Origin of the sequence: Streptomyces sp. NPDC058620, from assembly GCF_042717135.1 — a bacterium.
Classification (GTDB): domain Bacteria; phylum Actinomycetota; class Actinomycetes; order Streptomycetales; family Streptomycetaceae; genus Streptomyces.
Window position 1 is genome coordinate 13,759 of record NZ_JBHXQO010000033.1, and the last position, 21,663, is coordinate 35,421.

Genomic DNA, 21,663 nt, shown 5'->3' on the forward strand with positions numbered 1-21,663 from the left:
CGGGAGGGTGCGGCGGTCCTGACACCCCGCACCCTCCCGGCCACCACTCACCCAACACGAGCACCACATGGCACCCATCGGCCCGAACCGCCGGGAGTGCCGCACACAGAAAGCAGAGCACCATGGACACCATGCTCGCCGGACGCTTCCACCTGGACAGCAAGAAGTTCGCCGTGGAGGAGGTCCCCGTCCCCGTACCCGGCCCGGGCGAGGTCCTCATCGAGGTCAAGGCCGCCGGCGTCTGTCTCTCGGACGTCCACCTGATCGACGGCTCCCTAGTTCCGCTGTTCGCCACTTCCGACGTGGTCACCGTCGGCCACGAGGTCTCCGGTGTGATCCACACCCTCGGCCCCGGCCTCAAGCGCGGCCTGACCGTCGGCACCCGCGTCACCCTGGAGGCCGGCAAGACCTGCGGCCAGTGCGCCGACTGCGCACGCCGCCGCCCCTGCACCCAGATGCGCACCGCCGGCATCGACTACGACGGCGGCTGGGCCCAGTACATGGTCACCCCCGAGGACACCCTCATCCCCATCCCCGACAACCTCCCCTTCGACCAGGCCGCGATCATCCCCGACGCGGTCTCCACCCCCTACGCCGCCGTCGTCACCACCGCGGGCGTACGCCCCGCCCAGTCCGTCGGCATCTGGGGCGTGGGCGGAGTCGGCGCTCACAACGTCCGCATCGCCCGCCTGGCCGGGGCCGCGCCGATCATCGCCGTCGACCCGCTGCCCGGCGCCCGCGAGCGTGCCCTGGCCTACGGCGCGGACTTCGCCCTCGACCCGACCGCCCCCGACTTCGCCGACCAGGTCCGCGCGGCCACCGCCGGACGAGGTCTCGACTTCGCCTTCGACTGCGCCGGCGTGCCCGCCGTCCGCGAGCAGGCCGCCGCCGCACTCGGCCTGGGCGGCATCCTCATCCTGGTCGGCATCACGCCCAGGCCTCTCACCATCAGCGAGGGCATGCTTTTCAACTACATGGGCAAGCAGGTGCGCGGCCACTACGGCGGCAGCCCCGAGTCCGTCACCGAGCTGGTCCGGCTGGCCGAGGTCGGCCGTCTCGACCTGGCCCCCTCCATCACCGACCACATCCCGCTCGCCGACGCCGCCGACGCGGTCAACCGGCTGGAGAACAAGATCGGCGACCCGATCCGCCTCATCCTCGTCCCCTGACAACTGAACAGAGGACGCATCAAGACCACCTCGGGCAGGGGTGCGCGGGCGCCGGTGCTTGAGGGAGCACCGGCGCCCACGACTTCCCGGGTCTCCGGGTCCGCGGCATACCGGGCTCCGGGGGCAGGTGAAGCCGGGCATAGCGCGGAGCCTCAGCTGGCTGCGTCGGGCTGCTTCCGGCTGCGCGGCGTCCGGGAGGGAGCCCGGTCTCACCAGCTGGCCGTGGACGAGGACGAGGGCCGCGAGGTCACCGGCGGACGGGGTGGCGCCCACGGCTTCCCGGTGTGCATGGGGCCTGGCGCAGCCGGTGCTCCGGGTCAACCGAGGTCGGGCAGCGGCCGCCGGGTCACCTCGTGGGCGTCGTCCGGCAGGACGCCGAGCATGCGCAGGACCATCTCGGCCAGGTCCGAGGCGGCCTCGTCGCCGTCGAGGTCGGGGCGGGCCAGCCGCAGCGCCACGAGGGACAGCAGGGTCCCCCCCAAGGCGGACAGGCCGGTGGTCGCGTTGCGGCAGGTGAAGCGGCCCGAGGCGATGCCGTTCTCCAGGTCGCGCAGGGCTCGCGGGGCGAGTCCGCGGTCGGAGCGGATGTAGGCGAGACCGCGGTCACGCAGGATCCGCATGAGTTCGGGGTGGGAGTCGGCCATGCGGGCGGTGAGCCGGAAGCCCACGGCGACGAGCTCGGCCGGGTCGTCGATTCCTTGTACGCGGTCGTCGATGACTCGGCCGAACTCCTCCAGAGCGTCCGTCACGGCGGCGTCGAACAGCTCCGTCTTGGACTCGAAGTGGTTGTAGAAGGAGCCGAAACCCACGTCCGCGCGCTCGGCGATGGCCTGGATGCTGACGCTGGTGTCGCCGGTCTCCGCGAGGATCTGCCGGGCCGCGCGAACGAACGCCTGACGTGTCTCGGCGCGGCGCCGCTCGAAGCGGTTCTTGGGCGGGGCTGACGACGTCGACATACGGCGAGTGTAACAACCATCACGATGAGTCTGCCATTACTGATGGAATCATCAATTTTCTTCTCTCACGCTATTGACGACAGTTCCCACAGAGTTGATGATTTTGTCATTACAGCAGTGTTGCCTGGAGGACACCATGTCCCGCACCCCCGTTAACAGAACCGCTCCCCAGACGCCCCACCAAGACCTCCACAGTGAGCAGGGCTCCTTGCGCGGTGAGCATCCGGGACGGTCCCGGAATCCCGTGATCAAGGCGGCCGACCTGGCGTGGCTGGAGTTCGAGAAGCCCGACCTGGACCGGGCCGAGGTCTTCGCCCGTGACTTCGGTTTCGCGATCGCAGCCCGCACCGATGGCGAGCTGTGGCTGCGAGGTACCTTCGCCGGACCGCCCTGCATGGTGATCCGGAAGGGCCGTACGTCCCGCTTCATCGGGCCGGCGTTCCGCGCGGCCGAACGGGCCGACCTGGACCGGCTGGGCCGCGCCACCGGCAGTACCGTCCGTGACATCGGTGTACCCGGAGGCGGGCAGTCGGTCGCCCTGCTCGATCCCTCGGGCCTGCCGGTCCGGGTCGTGCACTGCGCCGAGCAGTTGCCCGCGCTGCCCGAGCAGGAGCCGTTGCTGCTCAACTTCGGCACCGATCACCGTCGTACGAACGTCACCCAGCGTCCGCCCCGTGAGCCGTCCCGAATCCAGCGGCTGGGCCATGTGGTGCTGGAGACCCGGGTGTTCTCCCGCACCCTGGACTGGTACCTGGACACGCTGGGCCTGATCGTGTCCGACTTCCTGTTCCTAGACGGGCAGCGCGATCGCGGTCCGACCATGGCGTTCATCCGCTGCGATCAGGGCAGTGTGGCCGTCGATCACCACACGCTGGCCCTGCACTTGGGGCCCGGAACCGGCTACGTCCACTCCGCCTACCAGGTCACCGACCTCGACGCGATCGGCGCCGGCGGGGAGTACCTGGCCGAGCGCGGTTACCGGCGCAGCTGGGGCATCGGCCGGCACATCCAGGGCAGCCAGCTGTTCGACTACTGGCGCGACCCCGACCACTTCATGCTGGAGCACTTCGCCGACGGCGACCTCTTCTCCTGCGACCTGGAGCCCGGCTGGGCGCCGATGTCGGCGAGCGGCCTGGCCCAGTGGGGCCCGCCGGTCACCCGCGACTTCCTGGGCGCCAGCCCGTCCCCCGCCAAGCTGCGCGAGGTCATGGCGGCCCTGCGTGGCGACAACGAACTCGACCCCGCACGCCTGCTGGGCCTGATGAAAGCGATGAGCTCATGAGCACCAACGTTCTGCGCACCTCCGACGGGTGGTGGGTCGTACGCGACGAACGCGCCGTCCGCGTCGAGACCAAGGCGGTCACCACCGCGCAGCTGCTCGCCGACCGGGACGCGGTCCGCGAGGCCGCTGCCTCCGCGGAGAGCGGCACGCCCGTAGCCGATCTGGTGGCACTGCCTCCGGTCACCACCCCCTGCCGGGTGGTCGCCCAGATGGTCAACTACCGCAGCCACGCCAAGGATTCGGGCTTCACCGGAGACATTCCGGCCACCTTCTTCCGCAAGGCGTCCGGCTCGGTGAGCGGACCGCACGAGAAGATCGTGCGCCCCGCGCACGTGAAGTTCCTCGACTACGAGGTGGAACTCGGCCTCGTCATGGGTGCGACGCTGCCCGTGGGCACCGTCGTCGAGGAGCAGGACCTGCCGCGCCACGTCGCCGGCCTTGTCCTGACCAACGACGTCAGCGCCCGCGACGTCCAGCTGACCAAGACCCAGTTCTACGAGAGCAAGTCCTATCCGACCTTCACGCCGACGGGGCCGTACCTGGCCCTGCTGGAGCCCGAGGACTTCGCCCATCTGCTGAACCTGCGCCTGCGGCTGTCGGTCAACGGTGTGTCGCGCCAGGACCGCACGCTGGCCGACATGATCGTACGGCCCGCAGAGGCACTCACCCTGCTCGCCCGCTTCCAGACCCTCGACCCGGGCGACCTGCTGCTGACCGGCACTCCCGGCGGCACGGCCCTGAAGGCCCCGCCCAAGCCGGCCGAGAAGATCGCCGCCCTGCTGCCGCCCGCACTGAAGTGGAAGGCGTTCTTCAAGGGCCAGGCCAAGAACCGCAGTTGAGCATGTTCAACCAGCCCGAGCTGGAACGCCTGCTGCGTGACGCCCTGGCGCGCTGCGCCAAGTCCTCGTCGGCGTCGGTGCCCTGCCCGAGCGCCCTCTCAGGCGGCAGTCGCGCAGGATCTTCCAGGTCTTCATACGGGCGAAGGTCGATCTCGTGACAGCAAGCCTGCCTTCGAGGCGAGTGAGATGACGAGCGCCACCGGTCGAAGCGGGCGGTCGCGGGACCCGACGGACGGTCTCCCGAGGTCCGCGCCGGCACTGTCGCCTTCCTCGCCGCCGTGCTTGCTCGGGCAGTTCCTCGCCCTTGCGTCGGCGGTGCGGCATGATCCTCGACGGTGCCGTACCAGCGCCGGAGGAAACGCCGACGGGATACGCCGGCCCCGGCCAACAGCTGTGGATGCTGACAAGCGATCCCGGCCGCATGGGGCTGACGGAGGGGGCTCACGGAGTGGAGAATTCCGGCTGATCGGTTCAATGAGTTCAACTCATTCATCGATCACGATCTGACCGAGTGGCGGGATGCTGCCGACGGGCACTTCTTCCCGTCTGCCGGTTCGAGGCACGGCCGGTAACGCTCTTCGGGGGGTGTCCCTGCGAAAGGGGCACCCCCCGAACCCGACTGAAAGACCGAAGGTGAGGATCGGGTGGTTCATCCCGACACTTCCGACCGGTTCACTCGATTTGTGAGCCGCCTGAATTCAATGATCGGTGCCGAGCCGGACATCCAGGAAGTCCCGCCTCGCGTGCCTGACGACGGTCCGGTTCTCGCGCTCGTCTATGCGAACGCTCCGGAACCGGGCTGGGTGTCCGGGTTCACCTACGGCCTGTCCCTGGGGCGGCAGGCAGGCTCCGTGCCGCATGCGCGCGAACTCTGCATCACGATGCGTTCGAGCGATCCCGCATGGGCAAGAATTCCTGCCGTCACGGTGGCCGCCCTACGGGGGATGTGTCCCTTCGACCCGGAAATGGTGATCGGCTACATGAAGCCGTATGTTCCAGCATCGGGATTGAGTAGCCTGCTCCTGGGGACCCCTCCGTCGGAGCTCGCCCTCGCGGACCGGATCGATCTCGCAACCTCCGACGCGCACCCCGTGGATCTTGTGGAGATCGTCGGCGCTTACCCCATCTATGCCTCGGAGAGGAATTTCATCCACGCCCAGGGAGCCGAAGAACTATGGAAGTCCGGTTGGGATCCGTTTGATCCCGTACGTCAGGCAGTGGTCTGACGCCGCGGTGACTGTTGCTGCGTGCGGCGAACTCTTCCCCGAGGGCTGACCTCGATCTCTCGTGATGGGCCGTCGGATTCTCCGGCGGCCCATCACGGGTCTCGGATTGCGTGACACTGATCCAAAACACGCATGATCCCTGGTCGTTGGGATTGGGGCAGCTGGCGAGGGCTCGGAGGGCCGGCCCGAACGGCCTGCCTGCACTGCGGGTCGGGCCGACGGGTATCCGTACAGAGAAGAGCCGGGTCTGCTGGACAAGGCGGAGACCGCTCGGGAGACCTGGGAGATGTGCCGCGACGAAGCCGACTTCGACGTCGACCCCGAAACCATCGTGGCGTGAGGTGTAACGTCGGCGCGGAAATCTACTGCTGGGTGACCACCGACGACGACCCCGGATCGCTGGCCCGTCCTGATATGCGGGAGGCACACGCACCCCAAGTTGCAGCTGCACCACCTCGGAAAGGCCGAGTTCCTCCTCAAGATCCTGGGCGATGCGGCGTTCCGGCAGGGGAAGATCGGCATGGCCCCTGGAAGGGGGGACATACTTCGTCAACTGGCGGAATTCCTAGGCATCTGCGCCAATCACGAGAGTGCCTGGGACCGGTGCGCGAAGTTGAGGGGGGGGTGGGGACACATCGCCGGTCCGTAGCCCATGGCTACGGAGTACCTGCACGACGGCCCTCGAAGCTACCCAGCGACGACAGGTCCGTACGCATCGAGGCATTCTCCGGCATGTCCGAGCACATTCACGAACTAATCAAGAAGGCCGGGTGGAGGAGTACCGCCTTCCAGAGCCGTTCGGCCCCGCACAACACCCCTGCAACCGGCAGATGGAACGGGCCGGTCTCGTTCCACGACGACGGCACCGTCGTGGCCCCGAGCGTCCTCCCCATCCGCACAAGCCCCGCAGCAGGAGCGACCTGGACGACCCAGAGACCGGAGCTCCCCACGGCCCGCCGCCAACCCTAGAGCCCCCCGTCGGCACAATCCGACGAGGGCCCACCACCCCTCACAACACCGGCCCTATGAGCGAGGGCCTGGCTGTACCTGTCCGACGAGGTGGAAGACCTCGCGGGCCGCGTAGCGTTTGAGGCACCGGACGATTTCGCGTCGGGTCTTGTCCTCCTTGATCCGGCGCTTGTGGTAGTCCTGAGTGCGCGGGTCGACCCGCAGGCGAGTGAGCACGATCCGGTGGAGCGCGGCATTTGCCTGACGGTCGCCGCCGCGGTTGAGGCGACGGTACTGCCTCGCGCCCGAGGAACGCTCGACGGGCTGACCCCGCACAGCGCGGCAAACGATGCCGCGAGCACGGGGCACGGTGCATGTGCCAGGCAATGCCGGGCCACCGACGCCCGCAGCCCAGGGAGCCACCTGCCGCGCGTGCCCGTGCCGACGACCAAGAGGTCGTCGTCGGACCGAACGGCATCGACGAGTACCGCCCCGGTATGGCCGCGCACGGTCAGTCCGATCAGTGTGTCTCCCGGCCTTCCGGCGACGAACGCTGTGTCCAGAACCGTGCACAGGTTTTCGACCGCCGCTTCCCGGCACTCCTTCAGGACAGCGGTGCCGTAAGTGGCACGGCTGCCCAGCCCTCCGCCCGGCAGTTGCCACGCCAGGACCGCGCACAGCTCCGCATTGCGCTCCTGGGCCTCGGCGGTGGCCCGGTGCAGGGCCGCGAGGCTCCCCAAGGAACCGCTCACACCGACGACAATTCTCCGCCGCACCGTATGTCCTCCTGGGCGTCCTGTTCCGGGCTTCCATTGAACGGCGGTCCGAGGGCTCCGGGCGTCAGTGATCCGTATGAACCGGTTGGCAGCCGTCAAAGTTGCGTCAGGTGGTAGGGCGCTGCGGGCGGGGGCGGACATAGCTTCGACGTGACGCGCCGGGCAACGGCCTTACGCAAATTTCTTCGGAGAAGATCTATGTGCCTCTTCCAGTACGACGACGACCCCGACCCCGAAGAACAGCTCCCGGCCGGGCTGTTGTACGTGCCCGTCCGGCCTGGAGCAGCGGGACCCACGCTGCGGATGTTCCGTACTCCCCTGGGGGAGCGGACCGCCGTCGGCTTCACCCGCCAGGACCTGCTGACCGCGACCCTCGGGGCCGGTCAGTCCTCCATCAGGCTCGCCGAGCCTGCGCTTCGCTCTCTCGCGGCTCCTCTCGGCGTCGGCCGGCTCGTCCTCGACCCCGTGCTTTCTGCTCCTGCTGTCGCTGCGCAGCCGGTACACGCAGCCGAAGAACCTCTCCGCGCTCTGTGACCCACGCTTCGATACCCGCCTCCCGAGGAGATGCAGACATGTCCGCTCCCGTTCTCACCGAGCCTCCGACCGGACTGGATGATCTGTCCGTCTGGCCAGCCTCCACTGCCCGCCTCCCGGACGGGCACCTGAGTGTCGGCGGGGTCTCGCTCGCCGACGTTGCCGACCGGTTCGACACCCCTGCCTATGTGCTGGACGAGGACGAGGTGCGGGCGCGGTGCCGGACGTACCGGGCCGCCTTCCCCGACGCCGATGTGCTGTACGCGGCCAAGGCGTTCTTGTCCCGGGCGATGGTTCGGTGGGTGGATGAGGAGGGCCTGGGGCTGGACGTGTGCTCCGCCGGTGAACTCGAACTCGCCGTCATGGCCGGGTTTCCGGCGGCGCGGATGGTGCTGCACGGAAACGCGAAGAGCCCGCGGGACATCGAGACCGCGCTGCGGCTCGGGGTCGGGCGGATCGTCGTCGACAGCCCCTCGGAGATCGCTCGCATCGCCGCACTGGTCGGCTCCGGCGGTCGACAGAAAGTTATGGTGCGGGTGGTGCCGGGGGTCTCCGCCGGCGGGCACGAGAAGATCCGTACCGGCACGGACGGGCAGAAGTTCGGCCTGTCCCTCACCGACGGGTCCGCCCAACACGCCATCGCCCGGGTCCTCGGCCAGCCGCAGCTCGAACTGAGCGGCCTGCACTGCCACATAGGCTCCCAGATCACCGACGTCAAGCCCTACCTGGTGGCCGTGCGCCGGATGGTCGGGCTGATGGCCCGGATCAAGGAGAGCCATGGCGTCACGTTCCCCGAACTCGACATGGGCGGCGGGCACGGCGTGGCGTACCGGCCGGGGGAAACCGCGCTGGACCTGACCGCACTCGCACGCCGCCTGGGCGGGGAACTCTCCGCGAGCTGCACGGCAGCGGGGCTGCCCGTGCCGAGACTCGCCATCGAACCCGGCCGGGCGATCGCGGCCCCGGCCGGAGTGGCGCTGTACCGCGTACTCGCCGTCAAGCACACCGGGTCGACGATGTTCGTGGCCGTCGACGGCGGTATGAGCGACAACCCCAGGCCCGCACTGTACGGAGCACGCTACGCACCGCGCCTGATCGGCCGCTTCGCGACGGCCGAGCCGGTTACGGCCACAGTCGTAGGCCGGCACTGCGAGGCGGGTGACATCCTCGCGGCTGATGTCCTGCTGCCCGGCGATGTCCACCCCGGCGATCTGCTCGCCGTGCCAGTGTCCGGCGCCTACCAGCTGTCCATGGCTTCCGCCTACAACCTGGTCGGCCGGCCCCCAGTCGTAGCGGTGCACGACGGCTCGGCGCGCCTGTTGGTGCGACGCGAGACCCAGGAAGACTTCCGCCGGCGCGATATCGGCGCTTGATCGCCAGGATCCGCGCAGCCCCCTGAGCTGCAGAGGGCTTGCCACCGGAGCCCGAGTCCCTTCGGCGTGGAGTCCGAGGTCTGCGTCAGCCCGCGTGGACGTGGGGGCGCCGTGCGTGGTTGGGTTCCACCTCGTGCATAACCTCGGTGGTGAGGGGAGCCACTCGCCCTGGCCGCAGAGGAAGAAGCGGAAAAGTTGGTCAGGGGCTCGAGGTAGATGTGCCAGCGCTGGTCGGTCAGTCCGGTCGTGAGCGAAGCTGCGATGCCGAGCTGGTTGCCGAGCGTGGAGAAGTCGTCAAGCCTAGCCAGGTGCAGGCGACACCACCAGGTCGACCCTCATGTGCCGACTCGGTGTATGGCTGCTGCTGGCCAGGGCCGGTCAAGTCTTCCACCACGCACAGGCGCGACGTGGAGCAGGGGTGGCCGTCGTCAAAGCTCCTGCCGCACGGGTACGGCCCAGCCACCGGTTCCGATGGCTGGACCGGCGTCGCAGCCCGGTTCTTCATGCCCGCAGGGGAGCGCGTGCTATCGCGTCTTCAATGACGATCCGTCCGGTGGCGTAGTGGGTGCATTCTCGTGCCACTCGGAAACCGGCTTGCCACGCGAGGAGGCGCACCGTCCTGTCCTCACGGCGGCAGGACCAGCTCGGCGTTCACTCTCGGCCGGTGATGTCCCTGCACAGTGCGGCAACGCAGGCCAGCGTCAGGTGCTCGCCACGGAGTCCGGGTTCGGTTACGACTGCGAGTTCCTGTAGCGGCTGCCGAGGATGTGTGCAGGCCAGCCCGAGTAGCCTTCCGCGGCGAGCAGCACCCCAGACCGTGCCCGAGGCGGCAAGTCCACCCGGGCCTCCCCAGGTCGCACGGATCCAGGAGCTTCCGCGGGGAGGTCTGCCAGCACCGCCACGTCTGCCGGCGTAAGCCGACGCGCGACGACACCGCGCGGCCGGTGCACGGGGGGGCGGGTGCTCCGTAGACGTAGACCATGCTCATGCGCGAGGGCCATTTGCGGGAAGGACGCTCTCAGCGACGGGAGGAAGTTCACGGGTGCGCCGAGACAGGGGGTGGGAAAACTGTCGAGATCGCTCGGGTGTAGCGCCTGCGGGTCCCCCGGAGCAGAACGCGACCGCCGCACTCGACCGCCATCACCCGTGGCTCGAGGGGCCGGTCGGCCCACCAGCGACCGGTCCCCGCGACGAGAGCGTGTTCGACCAAAGCGGAGACGCCGAAGGTCCCGACAGGGGACGAGTGAGCAAGGGGGCGGAATGCACGATGGCTTGAGTTCGATCACGGGCGAATCTCCTCTGAGGCGGGAGGCGGAAGGGCGTGGGCGGTCCAGGGAGGAAGCCCGCCCCCGCGGGGGAAACCATCGGCCGGGGAGACAGCGCCGGCGGCCTGGGGGCCACTGCCGGATGGAGTGGCCCCGGTCGATAGCAGGGTGCAACGCAGTTGGCGTCAGGGATGGTTGGATGCAGCTCCGAGGGCAGCGGCGATCGGGGTTGGTGGCTGGCAGACCGGCCGCTGTCACAACAGTGATGCAATGACGCAGGGTCGTACATCTGAAGGGCCTGTACGCGGCTCTGATGGCCCTTTGACGGAAGTCGTTCGAAGTTGAGAAGGGGTGCAGGCGACGAGAACTGACGCGTTGATGCCGGCAAATGGCAGGTAGAGGGCAGGGCTTGTAGCGGCCCCGTCGTTCAGCGGGGCGTGAGCCGCCTGTGGCGGAAGGGGGAGTCTCCGTCATACCATGGCGTTGCCTTGCGCGTGGAGCTGGCGTTCTTCCTGCGATTGCGCAAGCTCGGCCAGGGTGCCGCCGAGGACGTTTCAGTGCGAGTCGGCGGTGATGCGGAAACGAAGTCGGCAGATCACCGCGTCGGTGTCCCGGCGCACTGCGTGGGCGACGATGGAGCCGCGCTGGTTCTGCAGCAGCCGCTGCCACACGTGGGCCGGTTCCGTCTCGGGGATGAGCACGGTGACCTGGGCGCCCGGGTGAGTCGCGGCGAGCTTTCTCACGTACTGAGAAAGCGGGCGGCCCAGCGCACGTCGCTCCGAGTGGACTTCGACGAGTTCGACGCCGGGCTTCCACAGTTCCCAATCGCGCCGCAGAGCTTCCGCGGCCTGCCGGTCGTCAGGCCCCGGGTGGGTGACAGTGACCGCGACGACGTCGTCCCCGAGGGACCGGGCAGCGGCCAGCGCCCGGCAAGTGAGCTTCGACAGACCGGACACGGGGACCACCACCAGCGACGGAGACCGGTGCGGCGCCGGTGGGACCCGCCCGAGTTCCAGGCGAGCGCCGATCTGGGCATAGGCGCGGTGAATCCTGTCGAAGGCGACGACGAGGAGGGGAAGGGCGAGGATGATCAGCCAGGCGCCCTCGGTGAACTTGGTGGCGGTGACCACGGCGGCGGAGACACCGGTGAGCAGCGCCCCGAGGCCGTTGAGAGCCGCCTTGCTCTGCCAGCCGCTGGGCTTCAGCTCGTTCCAGTGGCGCACCATGCCGACCTGGCAGATGGTGAAGCCCACGAAGACTCCGATGGCGAAGAGCGGTACGAGGGTGTTCGTGTCGCCGCCGGAGAACACGAGCAGAACGCCGGAGACCACGGCCAGCCACACCACACCGTGCCGGTGCACCTGACGGTCGCCCTTGAGGGCGAAGAAGTGCGGCAGGTAGTTGTCGCGGGCCAGCAGGCTCATCAGCACGGGCAGACCTCCGAACGATGTGTTCGCAGCGAGCGCGAGCAGCACCATGGTGGCGAATTGGACCACGTAGAAGGCGGCGTTGTGCCCGAAGGAGGCGTCGGCGAGCTGGGCCAGCACCGTGACACCCTCGACCGGCTGGAGGTGGAAACGGCCTATCAGTACGGAGAGCCCGATCAGCATCACCCCGAGCAGAACGCCGAGCGCTATCTCGGTGCGCTGGGCCCGGCGTGCGGCTGGAGCCCGGAAGGACGGCACCGCGTTGGCAACAGCCTCCACTCCCGTCAGTGCCGAGCAGCCGGCTGCGAACGCTTTGAGCAGCAGCAGGGCGCCGACCGTGGTGGCGCCCTCCCCGAGCGCCGAGGCGTGGCCGGTGGCGGATGCCGTGCTGACGGGCCCGTAACGGAACAGGCCGACCGTGATCATCACGAGAATCGAGCCGATGAAGACGGCGGTGGGCACAAGGAACGCTTTGGCGGAGTTCACCACGCCGCGCAGGTTCACCGCCGTGACCAAGGACAGGACGCCGAGGCAGATCCAGGCCCGTTCCTCGTACAGGCCCGGGAACGCTGACGTCAGGGCGGCTACACCGGCCGTCACGGAGACCGCCACGTTCAGGACGTAGTCGAGGATCAGTGAGGCGGCCGCCACGAGGCTGGTTCGTCGGCCCAGGTGTCGTTTGGCGACGGCGTAGGAGCCGCCGCCGTCGGGGAAAGCGGCGATCACCTGCCGGTAGGAAGCGACGAGGACCGCCAGCAGGACCGCGATCGCCAGAGTGACGGGAAGCGTGAAACCCAGGCCGTACGCGCCGGCCGCGGCGAGCACGAGCACTATCGACTCCGGGCCGTAGGCAACCGACGCCATCGCATCCAGCGATAGAGCAGCCAGACCTTGCAGCGCCGTCAGCTTATAGCGCTCCCCTGGTTCCCCGGGGCGGGTATCAGGTGGCTCATCCGTGGGGAGAAGCGCTGGCTGACCGGTCGTGAGCGGTTCTCTCGGGTGCAGGGACATGCGGATCATTCCTCCGAGTGGGCGGGTGAGGACAGCGTCGGGCTGTTCCGGGGTGCCGAGGACGCTCTTGGCGTGATCCGTACGCTCGCCCCGGCTCTTTTCACGCCTTCTGTACGCGGCCGAACGGGTCGCGTATGAGGCGTGCCAGGAGTCCGCCAGGCCGCGGCCGGCGGGAATGGCGGTGGACGACCATGCGCGGTGGGCCCCTTCGGCCCGACTCGCCCGAGAGGAACGAAACCGATGACCGTGGAGAACGTGGTGGGGCTGATCGTCGCCCTCTGCCTGGGCGGCTACCTGGTGGCAGCCTGGGCCAAGCCGGACAAGTTCTACGTGGACCGGCGGTAGGTGGTCCGTGGGCGCATCACGGACCACCTGACGCGACGGCTCTCCACAACTCGTGGGCCGGCTCCGCCCCGGGACACGATCACGTAACCATCCGTATGCGGCAGGAAACGCTTCGTGGCCGGTGGCGGTGGACGCGTCAGACCGGCGTCAAAGGGCCCTCAATTGCCGTAAGGACCACGTCAAGGTGGCTCTCCACCGGGCTCGGGCCGGGGTTTGCTCATCTTGGCCGCACGGCCGATTCCATTCCTCACTTCAATCAGGAGCTCACGATGGCCGACCTGGCCTTCGTCGTCACCACGGTCGCGGTCTTCGCGCTGGTGGCTCTTATCGCCCGGGGGGTGACCAAGCTGTGACCGCCGAGAACATCGTCGGCCTCGTCGTGGCCGTCTCCCTGCTGGGCTACCTCGTGCTCGCCCTCCTCTACCCGGAGAGGTTCTGAGCGCCGCTATGAGTTCCCAGACCGCTGGTGTGCTCCAGCTGCTTGCCCTGATCGCCGCCCTCTCGCTCGCGTACCGTCCGTTGGGCGACTACATGGCCAGGGTCTACTCCTCCGAGAAGCACTACAGACCGGAGAAGTGGATATACAAGGCCATCGGTGCCAGCCCGGCCGCCGAGATGAGGTGGCCGGCCTACCTACGGGGCGTGCTCGCCTTCTCGGCGGTGAGTGTTCTCTTCCTGTACCTCATGCAACGGGTACAGGGCTCGCTGCCCGGCTCGCTCGGCTTCGCCTCCATCGACCCGGACCAGGCGTTCAACACGGCCGCGTCGTTCGTCGCCAACACCAACTGGCAGTCGTACTACGGCGAGCAGGCCATGGGCCACGTCGTGCAGACCGGCGGCCTCGCGGTGCAGAACTTCCTCTCCGCCGCGGTCGGCATGGCCGTCGCGGTGGCGCTCGTGCGGGGCTTCGCACGGGTGCGTACCGGTGAGCTGGGCAACTTCTGGGCCGACCTGGTGCGCGGCACTGTCCGCATCCTGGTGCCGATCTCTGTGATCGGTGCGCTCGTCCTGGTCGCCTGCGGCGCCATCCAGAACTTCTCCGGCATCCATGAAGTCGGCCAGTTCGTGGGCGGCACGCAGGAGTGGAACGGGGGCGCAGTCGCCTCCCAGGAGGTCATCAAGGAGCTGGGCACCAACGGCGGCGGCTACTTCAACGCCAACTCCGCCCACCCCTTCGAGAACCCCAATCCGCTCTCCAACCTGTTCGAGATCTTCCTCATCCTGCTGATCCCGTTCGCGCTGACCCGCACCTTCGGCCGCATGGTCGGCTCGCTCAGGCAGGGGTACGCACTCCTCGGCACGATGGCCACCATCTGGCTCGGCTTCACCGCGCTGATGATGTGGACCGAGTTCGCCCACCACGGACCTGCGTTCGAGATCGCGGGCGGGGCGATGGAGGGCAAGGAGACCCGCTTCGGGATCGCCGGCTCCTCGATCTTCGCGGTTGCCACCACGCTGACCTCGACCGGTGCGGTCAACTCCTTCCACTCCTCCTACACCGGCTTCGGCGGCGGCATCACGATGCTGGGCATGCAGCTGGGCGAGATCGCGCCCGGCGGTGTCGGATCCGGCCTGTACGGCATGCTGGTCATGGCGATCATCGCGGTGTTCCTCGCCGGGCTCATGGTCGGGCGCACCCCGGAGTACCTGGGCAAGAAGATCGGCACCCGCCAGATCAAGCTCGCCGCGTGCTACATCCTGATCACCCCGGCACTCGTGCTCGGTTTCACCGCTGTGGCGATGGCGCTGCCCACCCCGGGCAACTCGATGACCAACAGTGGGGCGCACGGCTTCTCGGAGATCCTTTACGCCTATACCTCCGGGGCCAACAACAACGGCTCCGCCTTCGCAGGGCTCAACGCGGACACCCAGTGGTTCAACACCACCATCGGCATCGCGATGCTGCTCGGCCGGTTCCTCCCGATCGTCTTCGTCCTGGCGCTCGCCGGGTCGCTCGCCGAGCAGAAGCCGGTACCCGTGACCGCGGGCACACTGCGCACCGACAAGCCCCTCTACGCGGGTCTGCTCGTCGGCACCATCCTGATCATCACCGGTCTGACCTACTTCCCCGCCCTTGCGCTGGGTCCGCTCGCGGAAGGGCTCGCCTCATGAGCACCGTCTCCCCCACTCACGCTCCGCACGGAGACCTGCCGCCCTCCGGCAATCACGCGGTCACCGGCCGCGTCGGCAGCGGCCTGTTCGATCCGGCGCAGTTGCTGAAGTCCTTCCCGGACGCGGTGCGCAAGCTCGATCCGCGCGAGATGATCAAGTCGCCGGTCATGTTCGTCGTCCTGGTCGGCTCGGTGGTCACCACCGTGCTCGCGGCGCTGGATCCGACCGACTGGTTCGGCTGGGCCATCGCCGGCTGGCTCTGGCTGACCACCGTCTTCGCGAACCTCGCGGAAGCGGTGGCCGAGGGCCGGGGCAAGGCCCAGGCCGACACCTTGCGCAAGGCCAAGACCGGAACCATCGCCCGCCGTGTCATCGGTCCGAGCGAGGAGCGGGTCGCCGGGACGGAGCTGCGCATCGGGGACCTGGTGGTCTGCGAGGCCGGCGACACCATTCCCGGCGATGGCGATGTCGTGGAAGGCGTCGCCTCCGTCGACGAATCCGCGATCACCGGAGAATCAGCTCCGGTCATCCGCGAGTCCGGCGGGGACCGCAGCGCAGTGACCGGCGGTACGAAGGTGCTGTCCGACCGCATCGTCATCAAGATCACGACGAAGCCGGGCGAGACATTCATCGACCGGATGATCAGCCTGGTGGAGGGCGCGGCCCGGCAGAAGACACCCAACGAGATCGCCCTGAACATCCTCCTGGCGTCCCTCACCATCGTCTTCCTGCTGGCCGTGGTCACCTTGAAGCCGTTCGCCGTCTACGCGGGCGCCGACGAGCAGACCTCCATGATCGTGCTCGCCGCGCTTCTGGTCTGCCTGATCCCGACCACCATTGGTGCGCTGCTCTCCGCCATCGGCATCGCAGGTATGGACCGGCTCGTCCAGCGCAACGTCCTGGCCATGTCGGGGCGTGCGGTGGAAGCGGCGGGGGACGTGTCCACCCTGCTCCTCGACAAGACCGGAACCATCACCCTGGGCAACCGGCAGGCAGCCGAATTCCTGGCGGTCGAAGGCGTGGCGGAGGGCGAACTCGCGGATGCCGCGCAGCTGTCCTCGCTCGCCGACGAGACTCCCGAAGGCCGGTCGATCGTCGTCCTGGCCAAGGAGAAGTACGGGCTGCGGGAACGGGACCAGGGCGAGCTGACTGGCGCTGAATGGGTCGTCTTCACCGCGCAGACCCGGATGTCGGGCGTCGACCTGGACGGGCGCAAGGTCCGCAAGGGCGCGACCGGTTCCGTCGTCGCGTGGGTGAAGGAGCGGGGCGGGGTTGTCGCCGAGGACGCACAAGCACTCACGGACCGGATTTCCCAGGCTGGTGGCACGCCGCTGCTGGTGGCTGTGGAAGACGCTCGCGGTCCGCGGGTCCTCGGGGTCATCCACCTCAAGGACGTGGTGAAGGAGGGCATGCGGGAACGGTTCGACGAGCTGCGCCGGATGGGCATCCGTACGGTCATGATTACCGGGGACAACCCGCTGACCGCGAAGGCGATCGCCGAAGAGGCGGGGGTCGACGACTTCCTGGCCGAGGCGACGCCCGAGGACAAGATGGCCCTCATCAAGCGGGAGCAGGCCGGGGGCAAGCTCGTCGCCATGACCGGTGACGGCACCAACGACGCCCCGGCCCTCGCCCAGGCGGACGTCGGTGTCGCGATGAACACCGGTACTTCGGCCGCCAAGGAGGCCGGGAACATGGTGGACCTCGACTCCAACCCCACCAAGCTCATCGAGATCGTCGAAATCGGCAAACAGCTCCTCATCACCCGCGGCGCCCTCACCACGTTCTCCATAGCCAACGACGTCGCGAAGTACTTCGCGATCATCCCCGCCATGTTCGCCGTGGCGTACCCGTCGCTGGACAAGCTCAACATCATGGGGCTCACCTCACCCGAGTCGGCGATCCTGTCCGCCGTCATCTTCAACGCACTGATCATCGTCGCCCTGGTACCGCTGGCCCTCAAGGGAGTGCGCTACCGACCCGCCAGTGCTGACCGGATGCTGCGCCGCAACCTCGGAATCTACGGACTCGGCGGCCTGATCGCCCCGTTCATCGGCATCAAGATCATCGACCTGCTCATCTCCCTCATCCCCGGAATCGGCTGATCCGCCATGACCAACACCTCCGTCAGCAACACCGTGCGCCTGTTCGGAGCCGGGCTGAGGGCCCTGCTCGTCCTCACCCTGGTGTGCGGGGTCATCTACCCGCTCGCCGTCACCGGCGTCGCGCAGGCCATGTTCAGCGACCAGGCGAACGGCTCCGAGATCAAGGACAGGGACGGCACAGTGGTCGGCTCCTCCCTCATCGGCCAGACGTACAACCTGCCGAAGCAGAATCCCGACGACGCCGAGGAGGCGGTGCGACCGGACCTGAAGTGGTTCCAGCCGCGACCCTCCAACGGTCTCGGCAGCAACAGCGTCAACACCCAGTACTCCCTGATCCTCTCCGGCGCCACCAACCGCTCCGGCGACAACGAGGAACTGATCCAGTGGGTGACGGACGCCAAGGCGGCCGTGGTCAAGGACAACTCCACAACCTCCCACAAGGTGAAGCCGGCTGACGTACCGGCAGACGCAGTCACCTCCTCCGGCTCCGGCCTGGACCCGGACATTTCCCCCGCATACGCGAAGCTCCAGGTCCACCGGGTCGCGGAGAAGAACGACCTTCCCGTCAAGGAGATCGAGGGCCTCGTCGCCGATCACACGACGGGACGGCTCCTGGGCTTCATGGGCGAGCCCCGGGTGAACGTCCTCGAGCTGAACACCGCGCTCAGGGATCTGATCCAGGGCTGATGGACCTGAGGCGAGGGACCGGAAACCGGTGGGGTGCAGAGGCTCCGCATCCCACCGGTTCCTTAGCCGCCCACAACCAAGGAATGAGTGCACTGCCCATGCCCCGGGTGCTCGTGGTGGAAGACGATGCGCAGCTTGTGCGCGCCCTCAAAATCAACCTTCAGGCGCGTGCCTTCGAAGTCGAGGAAGCCTCAGACGGTGGTTCGGCCCTGCGGCTCGCCGCAGCCCACCGGCCGGACGCCATTCTGCTGGATCTCGGTCTGCCGGACATGGACGGCGTCGAACTGATCAAGGCGATCCGGGGCTGGAGCCTCGTGCCGATCCTGGTCCTGTCCGCGCGCCACCTGTCCGAGGACAAAGTACGGGCCCTGGACGCCGGTGCGGACGACTACGTGACCAAGCCGTTCAGCATGGACGAGTTGCTGGCCCGACTGCGGGCGGCCACCCGGCGACAGCAGCCGACCGCTGAGACCGCAGTACCGCTCGTCGTCACGACGGACACGTTCACCATCGACCTGGTGGCGAAGAAGGTGCGGCGCGAAGCCGAAACCGTCCGCCTGACCCCGACCGAGTGGCATCTGCTCGAAATACTCGTCAGCAACCCCGGCCACCTGGTGTCCCAGCGCGCGCTCCTGCGGGAGGTATGGGGTCCCACCCACGCGGAGAACACCAACTACCTGCGGGTCTACATGGCCCAACTGCGGCGCAAACTCGAAGCTGATCCCGCCCATCCCCGGTACCTGATCACCGAGCCGGGCATGGGCTACCGCTTCGAACCCTGATACCGCCTCCACCACGGAAGAACGAGAAGTCACTATGGGACGCGGAAAGCTTCGGATCTACCTCGGCGCGGCGCCGGGCGTCGGCAAGACGTACGCGATGCTCTCCGAGGCACACCGGAGGGTCGAGCGGGGCACCGATGTCGTCATCGGGTTCGTGGAGCACCACAACCGACCCCGCACCGAGGTGATGCTGCACGGGCTGGAGCTCGTGCCACGCACGGAAGTGGACTACCGGGACACGGCGTTCACCGAGATGGACGTCGACGCCGTGCTGCAACGGGCCCCGGCAGTGGCCCTGGTGGACGAGCTGGCCCACACCAACGTGCCCGGCTCCCGCAACGCCAAGCGCTGGCAGGACATCGAGGAGCTCCTCAAGGCAGGGATCGACGTCGTATCGACGGTCAACATCCAGCACCTGGAGTCGCTGGGCGACGTCGTGGAGTCCATCACCGGCGTGCGGCAGCGCGAGACCGTCCCGGACGAGGTGGTCCGCCGGGCCGACCAGATCGAGCTGGTCGACATGTCGCCCCAGGCACTGCGCCGCCGGATGGCGCACGGCAACATCTACAAGCCGGACAAGATGGATGCCGCCCTGTCCAACTACTTCCGCCCCGGCAACCTCACCGCCCTGCGCGAACTGGCCCTTCTCTGGGTGGCGGACCGGGTCGACGAATACCTTCAGCAGTACCGGGGCGAGCACGACATACGCACCACCTGGCAGGCCCGCGAACGCATCGTCGTCGGGCTGACCGGCGGACCCGAAGGACGCACTCTCATCCGCCGCGCCACCCGTCTCGCGGAGAAGGGCGCCGGCGGTGAGGTCCTGGCCGTCTACATCGCCGCGAGCGACGGGCTCAAGGCCGTGTCACCCAAGGAGCTGGCCCTCCAGCGCACCCTCGTCGAGGACCTCGGCGGCACCTTCCACCACGTCATCGGCGACGACGTACCCTCGGCCCTCCTCGAATTCGCCCGAGGGATCAACGCCACCCAGATCGTCCTCGGCGTCAGCCGCCGCAAAGCCTGGCAGTACGTACTCGGACCCGGCGTCAGCGGCACCGTCGCCCGGGAATCCGGTCCGGACCTGGACGTCCACATCGTCACCCACGACGCGGCAGCCAAAGGGCGCGGCCTGCCGATCGCCCGCAGCGCACGGCTGGGACGGGCCCGGATCATCTGGGGATGGCTGGCCGGGGTCGCCGGGCCCGCCCTCCTCACCCTGCTCCTCAGCAGCGTCGTCCCCGACCTCGGGCTCGCCAACGACATGCTGCTGTTCCTCACCGCCACCGTCACCGCTGCCCTGCTGGGCGGCATGCTGCCGGCCCTCGCTTCAGCGGCGTTCGGCTCTCTGCTGCTGAACTACTTCTTCACACCGCCGCTGCACCAGCTGACGATCTCCGACCCCAAGAACATCGTCGCCATCGTGATCTTCATCGGTGTGGCCGTGTCCGTCGCCTCGGTCGTCGACCTGGCGGCTCGCCGTACCCACCAGGCGGCGCGCCTACGCGCGGAGTCGGAAATCCTCTCCTTCCTGGCCGGCAGCATCCTGCGGGGCGAGAATTCCCTGGACGCACTGCTGAAACGGCTCCGTGAGACCTTCGCCATGGAGTCCGTCGCACTCCTGGAGCGGGCGAGCGACGTCGATCCCTGGTCCTGTGCGGCGGCTGTCGGTGTCCACCCGGTCGGCCGTCCTGAAGATGCCGACGTCGACATACCTGTCGGGGAAAATCTGGCCCTCGTCCTTACCGGCCGGGCACTGCCGGCCGAGGACCGACGGGTCCTCGGCGCATTCGCCGCCCAGGCGGTCGTGGCACTGGACCGGCAACGTCTGGTCGGCCAGGCCGAGGAGGCGCGCAAACTCGCCGAAAGCGACCGCTTCCGCACCGCGCTGCTCGCCGCCGTCAGCCACGATCTCCGGACCCCACTGGCCGGCATCAAGGCATCCGTCACCTCCCTGCGTGCCGACGACGTCGATTGGTCCGAGACCGACCGTGACGCCCTGCTCGAAGGAATCGAGGAGGGCGCCGACCGGCTGGCCGCACTGATAGGCAACCTGCTGGACATGTCCCGCCTCAACACAGGCACCGTCGTACCGCTGATCCGGGAAACAGATCTGGACGAAGTCGTCCCGATGGCACTGGGCGGGGTTCCCGAGGGCAGCGTCGAACTGGACATTCCGGAGACCTTGCCGATGGTCGCCGTAGATCGCGGCCTGCTGGAACGCGTCGTGGCCAACATCGTCGAGAACGCCGTCAAGTACAACCCGGAGGGCAGACCCGTCCTCATCTCCGCCAGCAGTCTGCGCGACCGGGTGGAACTGCGCGTCGTCGACTGTGGTCCAGGCGTCCCGGATGCAGTGAAGGGTCAGATGTTCGAACCCTTCCAGCGTCTCGGTGATGCCCCGCGAGGCGCCGGAGTCGGACTCGGCCTCGCGGTCGCACGTGGCTTCACCGAAGTGATCCACGCCACGCTCAGCGCCGAGGACACTCCCGGCGGCGGACTCACGATGGTCCTTTCGCTTCCCACCGCCCCCACCGGCCAACCTGCTTGATCCCGCCACGAGGGGCACCCCTCCGCGGTATCCCTCCGCCGCCGGCATAGGCGCGCCCCTCGTGTCCTTGCGGAGGCACGGGTGCGTGGTGTCGACGTTGATGGCGTCCACCGTGTGCGAAGCGGGGTGATATGCCGCAGGGATGCAGTCGGACCCGGCATCTGCTCTCGGTTATTGCTGCGGCTTGGCCGCAAGGGCGTCGGCGTGGGCGGCCCCGTAAGGGAAGGACGGGGCGATGGCCGCCGAATGGGCGGGCTGTGCCATACCCAGGTTCACAC

General features: G+C 68.3%; 16 protein-coding genes and 2 pseudogenes. 14 read left to right on the top strand and 4 right to left on the bottom strand.

Features of this window, described 5'->3' with window-relative positions; translation table 11 throughout:
- Window positions 1–122 precede the first annotated feature (122 nt).
- Complete coding sequence (locus ACFWSK_RS25605; RefSeq protein WP_383790521.1) at window positions 123–1,169, top strand: zinc-binding dehydrogenase; 1,047 nt, start codon at window positions 123–125, stop codon at window positions 1,167–1,169.
- 317 nt (window positions 1,170–1,486) lie between these two features.
- On the opposite strand, the gene ACFWSK_RS25610 is transcribed toward ACFWSK_RS25605, so the two are convergent.
- Window positions 1,487–2,125, bottom strand: a complete 639-nt coding sequence (locus ACFWSK_RS25610; RefSeq protein WP_383790524.1) for a TetR/AcrR family transcriptional regulator — start codon at window positions 2,123–2,125, stop codon at window positions 1,487–1,489.
- A 136-nt stretch (window positions 2,126–2,261) separates the two neighbouring features.
- Between ACFWSK_RS25610 and ACFWSK_RS25615 the strand changes: the two genes are divergently transcribed.
- The 3 genes from ACFWSK_RS25615 to ACFWSK_RS25625 all read left to right on the top strand — a co-directional run bounded on the left by ACFWSK_RS25615 (window position 2,262) and on the right by ACFWSK_RS25625 (window position 5,472).
- Window positions 2,262–3,407, top strand: coding sequence for a VOC family protein (locus tag ACFWSK_RS25615; RefSeq protein ID WP_383790527.1), 1,146 nt, complete (start codon window positions 2,262–2,264; stop codon window positions 3,405–3,407).
- Entirely contained in the window at window positions 3,404–4,246 is an 843-nt protein-coding gene (locus tag ACFWSK_RS25620; protein ID WP_383790529.1) for a fumarylacetoacetate hydrolase family protein, read from the top strand. Before ACFWSK_RS25615 ends, ACFWSK_RS25620 begins: the two co-directional genes overlap by 4 nt.
- Window positions 4,247–4,890: 644 nt before the next feature.
- On the top strand, window positions 4,891–5,472 hold the full coding sequence (locus ACFWSK_RS25625) for a suppressor of fused domain protein (protein ID WP_383790532.1): 582 nt from the start codon (window positions 4,891–4,893) through the stop codon (window positions 5,470–5,472).
- A gap of 1,023 nt (window positions 5,473–6,495) precedes the next feature.
- On the opposite strand, the pseudogene ACFWSK_RS25630 reads toward ACFWSK_RS25625, so the two are convergent.
- A pseudogene (locus ACFWSK_RS25630) lies at window positions 6,496–6,773 on the bottom strand (transposase); the annotation flags it as partial.
- Window positions 6,774–7,196: pseudogene (locus ACFWSK_RS25635) on the bottom strand (universal stress protein); the annotation flags it as partial.
- Between the two features lie 198 nt (window positions 7,197–7,394).
- Here ACFWSK_RS25635 and ACFWSK_RS25640 point away from each other — a divergent pair.
- Complete coding sequence (locus ACFWSK_RS25640) at window positions 7,395–7,730, top strand: SAV_915 family protein (protein WP_383790535.1); 336 nt, start codon at window positions 7,395–7,397, stop codon at window positions 7,728–7,730.
- A 38-nt stretch (window positions 7,731–7,768) separates the two neighbouring features.
- Window positions 7,769–9,103, top strand: a complete 1,335-nt coding sequence (gene lysA, locus ACFWSK_RS25645; RefSeq protein ID WP_383790538.1) for a diaminopimelate decarboxylase — start codon at window positions 7,769–7,771, stop codon at window positions 9,101–9,103.
- A gap of 1,819 nt (window positions 9,104–10,922) precedes the next feature.
- Here the strand turns inward: lysA and ACFWSK_RS25650 are convergent.
- The gene (locus ACFWSK_RS25650; protein WP_383790541.1) at window positions 10,923–12,806 is read right to left on the bottom strand and encodes an APC family permease; all 1,884 of its coding nucleotides are present in this window, start codon (window positions 12,804–12,806) and stop codon (window positions 10,923–10,925) included.
- 240 nt (window positions 12,807–13,046) lie between these two features.
- Between ACFWSK_RS25650 and ACFWSK_RS25655 the strand changes: the two genes are divergently transcribed.
- From ACFWSK_RS25655 to ACFWSK_RS25690, 8 genes are all read left to right on the top strand, one after another.
- Window positions 13,047–13,151, top strand: coding sequence for a K(+)-transporting ATPase subunit F (locus ACFWSK_RS25655; RefSeq protein ID WP_383790544.1), 105 nt, complete (start codon window positions 13,047–13,049; stop codon window positions 13,149–13,151).
- A 95-nt stretch (window positions 13,152–13,246) separates the two neighbouring features.
- On the top strand, window positions 13,247–13,504 hold the full coding sequence (locus ACFWSK_RS25660; protein WP_383790547.1) for a hypothetical protein: 258 nt from the start codon (window positions 13,247–13,249) through the stop codon (window positions 13,502–13,504).
- Window positions 13,501–13,590, top strand: coding sequence for a K(+)-transporting ATPase subunit F (gene kdpF / locus ACFWSK_RS25665; protein WP_010058599.1), 90 nt, complete (start codon window positions 13,501–13,503; stop codon window positions 13,588–13,590). The genes ACFWSK_RS25660 and kdpF overlap by 4 nt, the downstream gene beginning before the upstream one ends.
- Before the next feature lie 8 nt (window positions 13,591–13,598).
- Window positions 13,599–15,263, top strand: coding sequence for a potassium-transporting ATPase subunit KdpA (kdpA, locus tag ACFWSK_RS25670; protein ID WP_383790550.1), 1,665 nt, complete (start codon window positions 13,599–13,601; stop codon window positions 15,261–15,263).
- Window positions 15,260–17,368, top strand: a complete 2,109-nt coding sequence (gene kdpB / locus ACFWSK_RS25675; protein WP_383790553.1) for a potassium-transporting ATPase subunit KdpB — start codon at window positions 15,260–15,262, stop codon at window positions 17,366–17,368. The genes kdpA and kdpB overlap by 4 nt, the downstream gene beginning before the upstream one ends.
- A 6-nt stretch (window positions 17,369–17,374) precedes the next feature.
- The gene (locus tag ACFWSK_RS25680; protein WP_383790556.1) at window positions 17,375–18,055 is read left to right on the top strand and encodes a potassium-transporting ATPase subunit C; all 681 of its coding nucleotides are present in this window, start codon (window positions 17,375–17,377) and stop codon (window positions 18,053–18,055) included.
- Window positions 18,056–18,153: 98 nt separating this feature from the next.
- Entirely contained in the window at window positions 18,154–18,837 is a 684-nt protein-coding gene (locus tag ACFWSK_RS25685; protein ID WP_383790697.1) for a response regulator, read from the top strand.
- A gap of 34 nt (window positions 18,838–18,871) precedes the next feature.
- Window positions 18,872–21,385: a DUF4118 domain-containing protein gene (locus ACFWSK_RS25690; protein WP_383790559.1), complete on the top strand. Its 2,514-nt coding sequence runs from the start codon at window positions 18,872–18,874 to the stop codon at window positions 21,383–21,385.
- The last annotated feature ends 278 nt before the right edge of the window (window positions 21,386–21,663 follow it).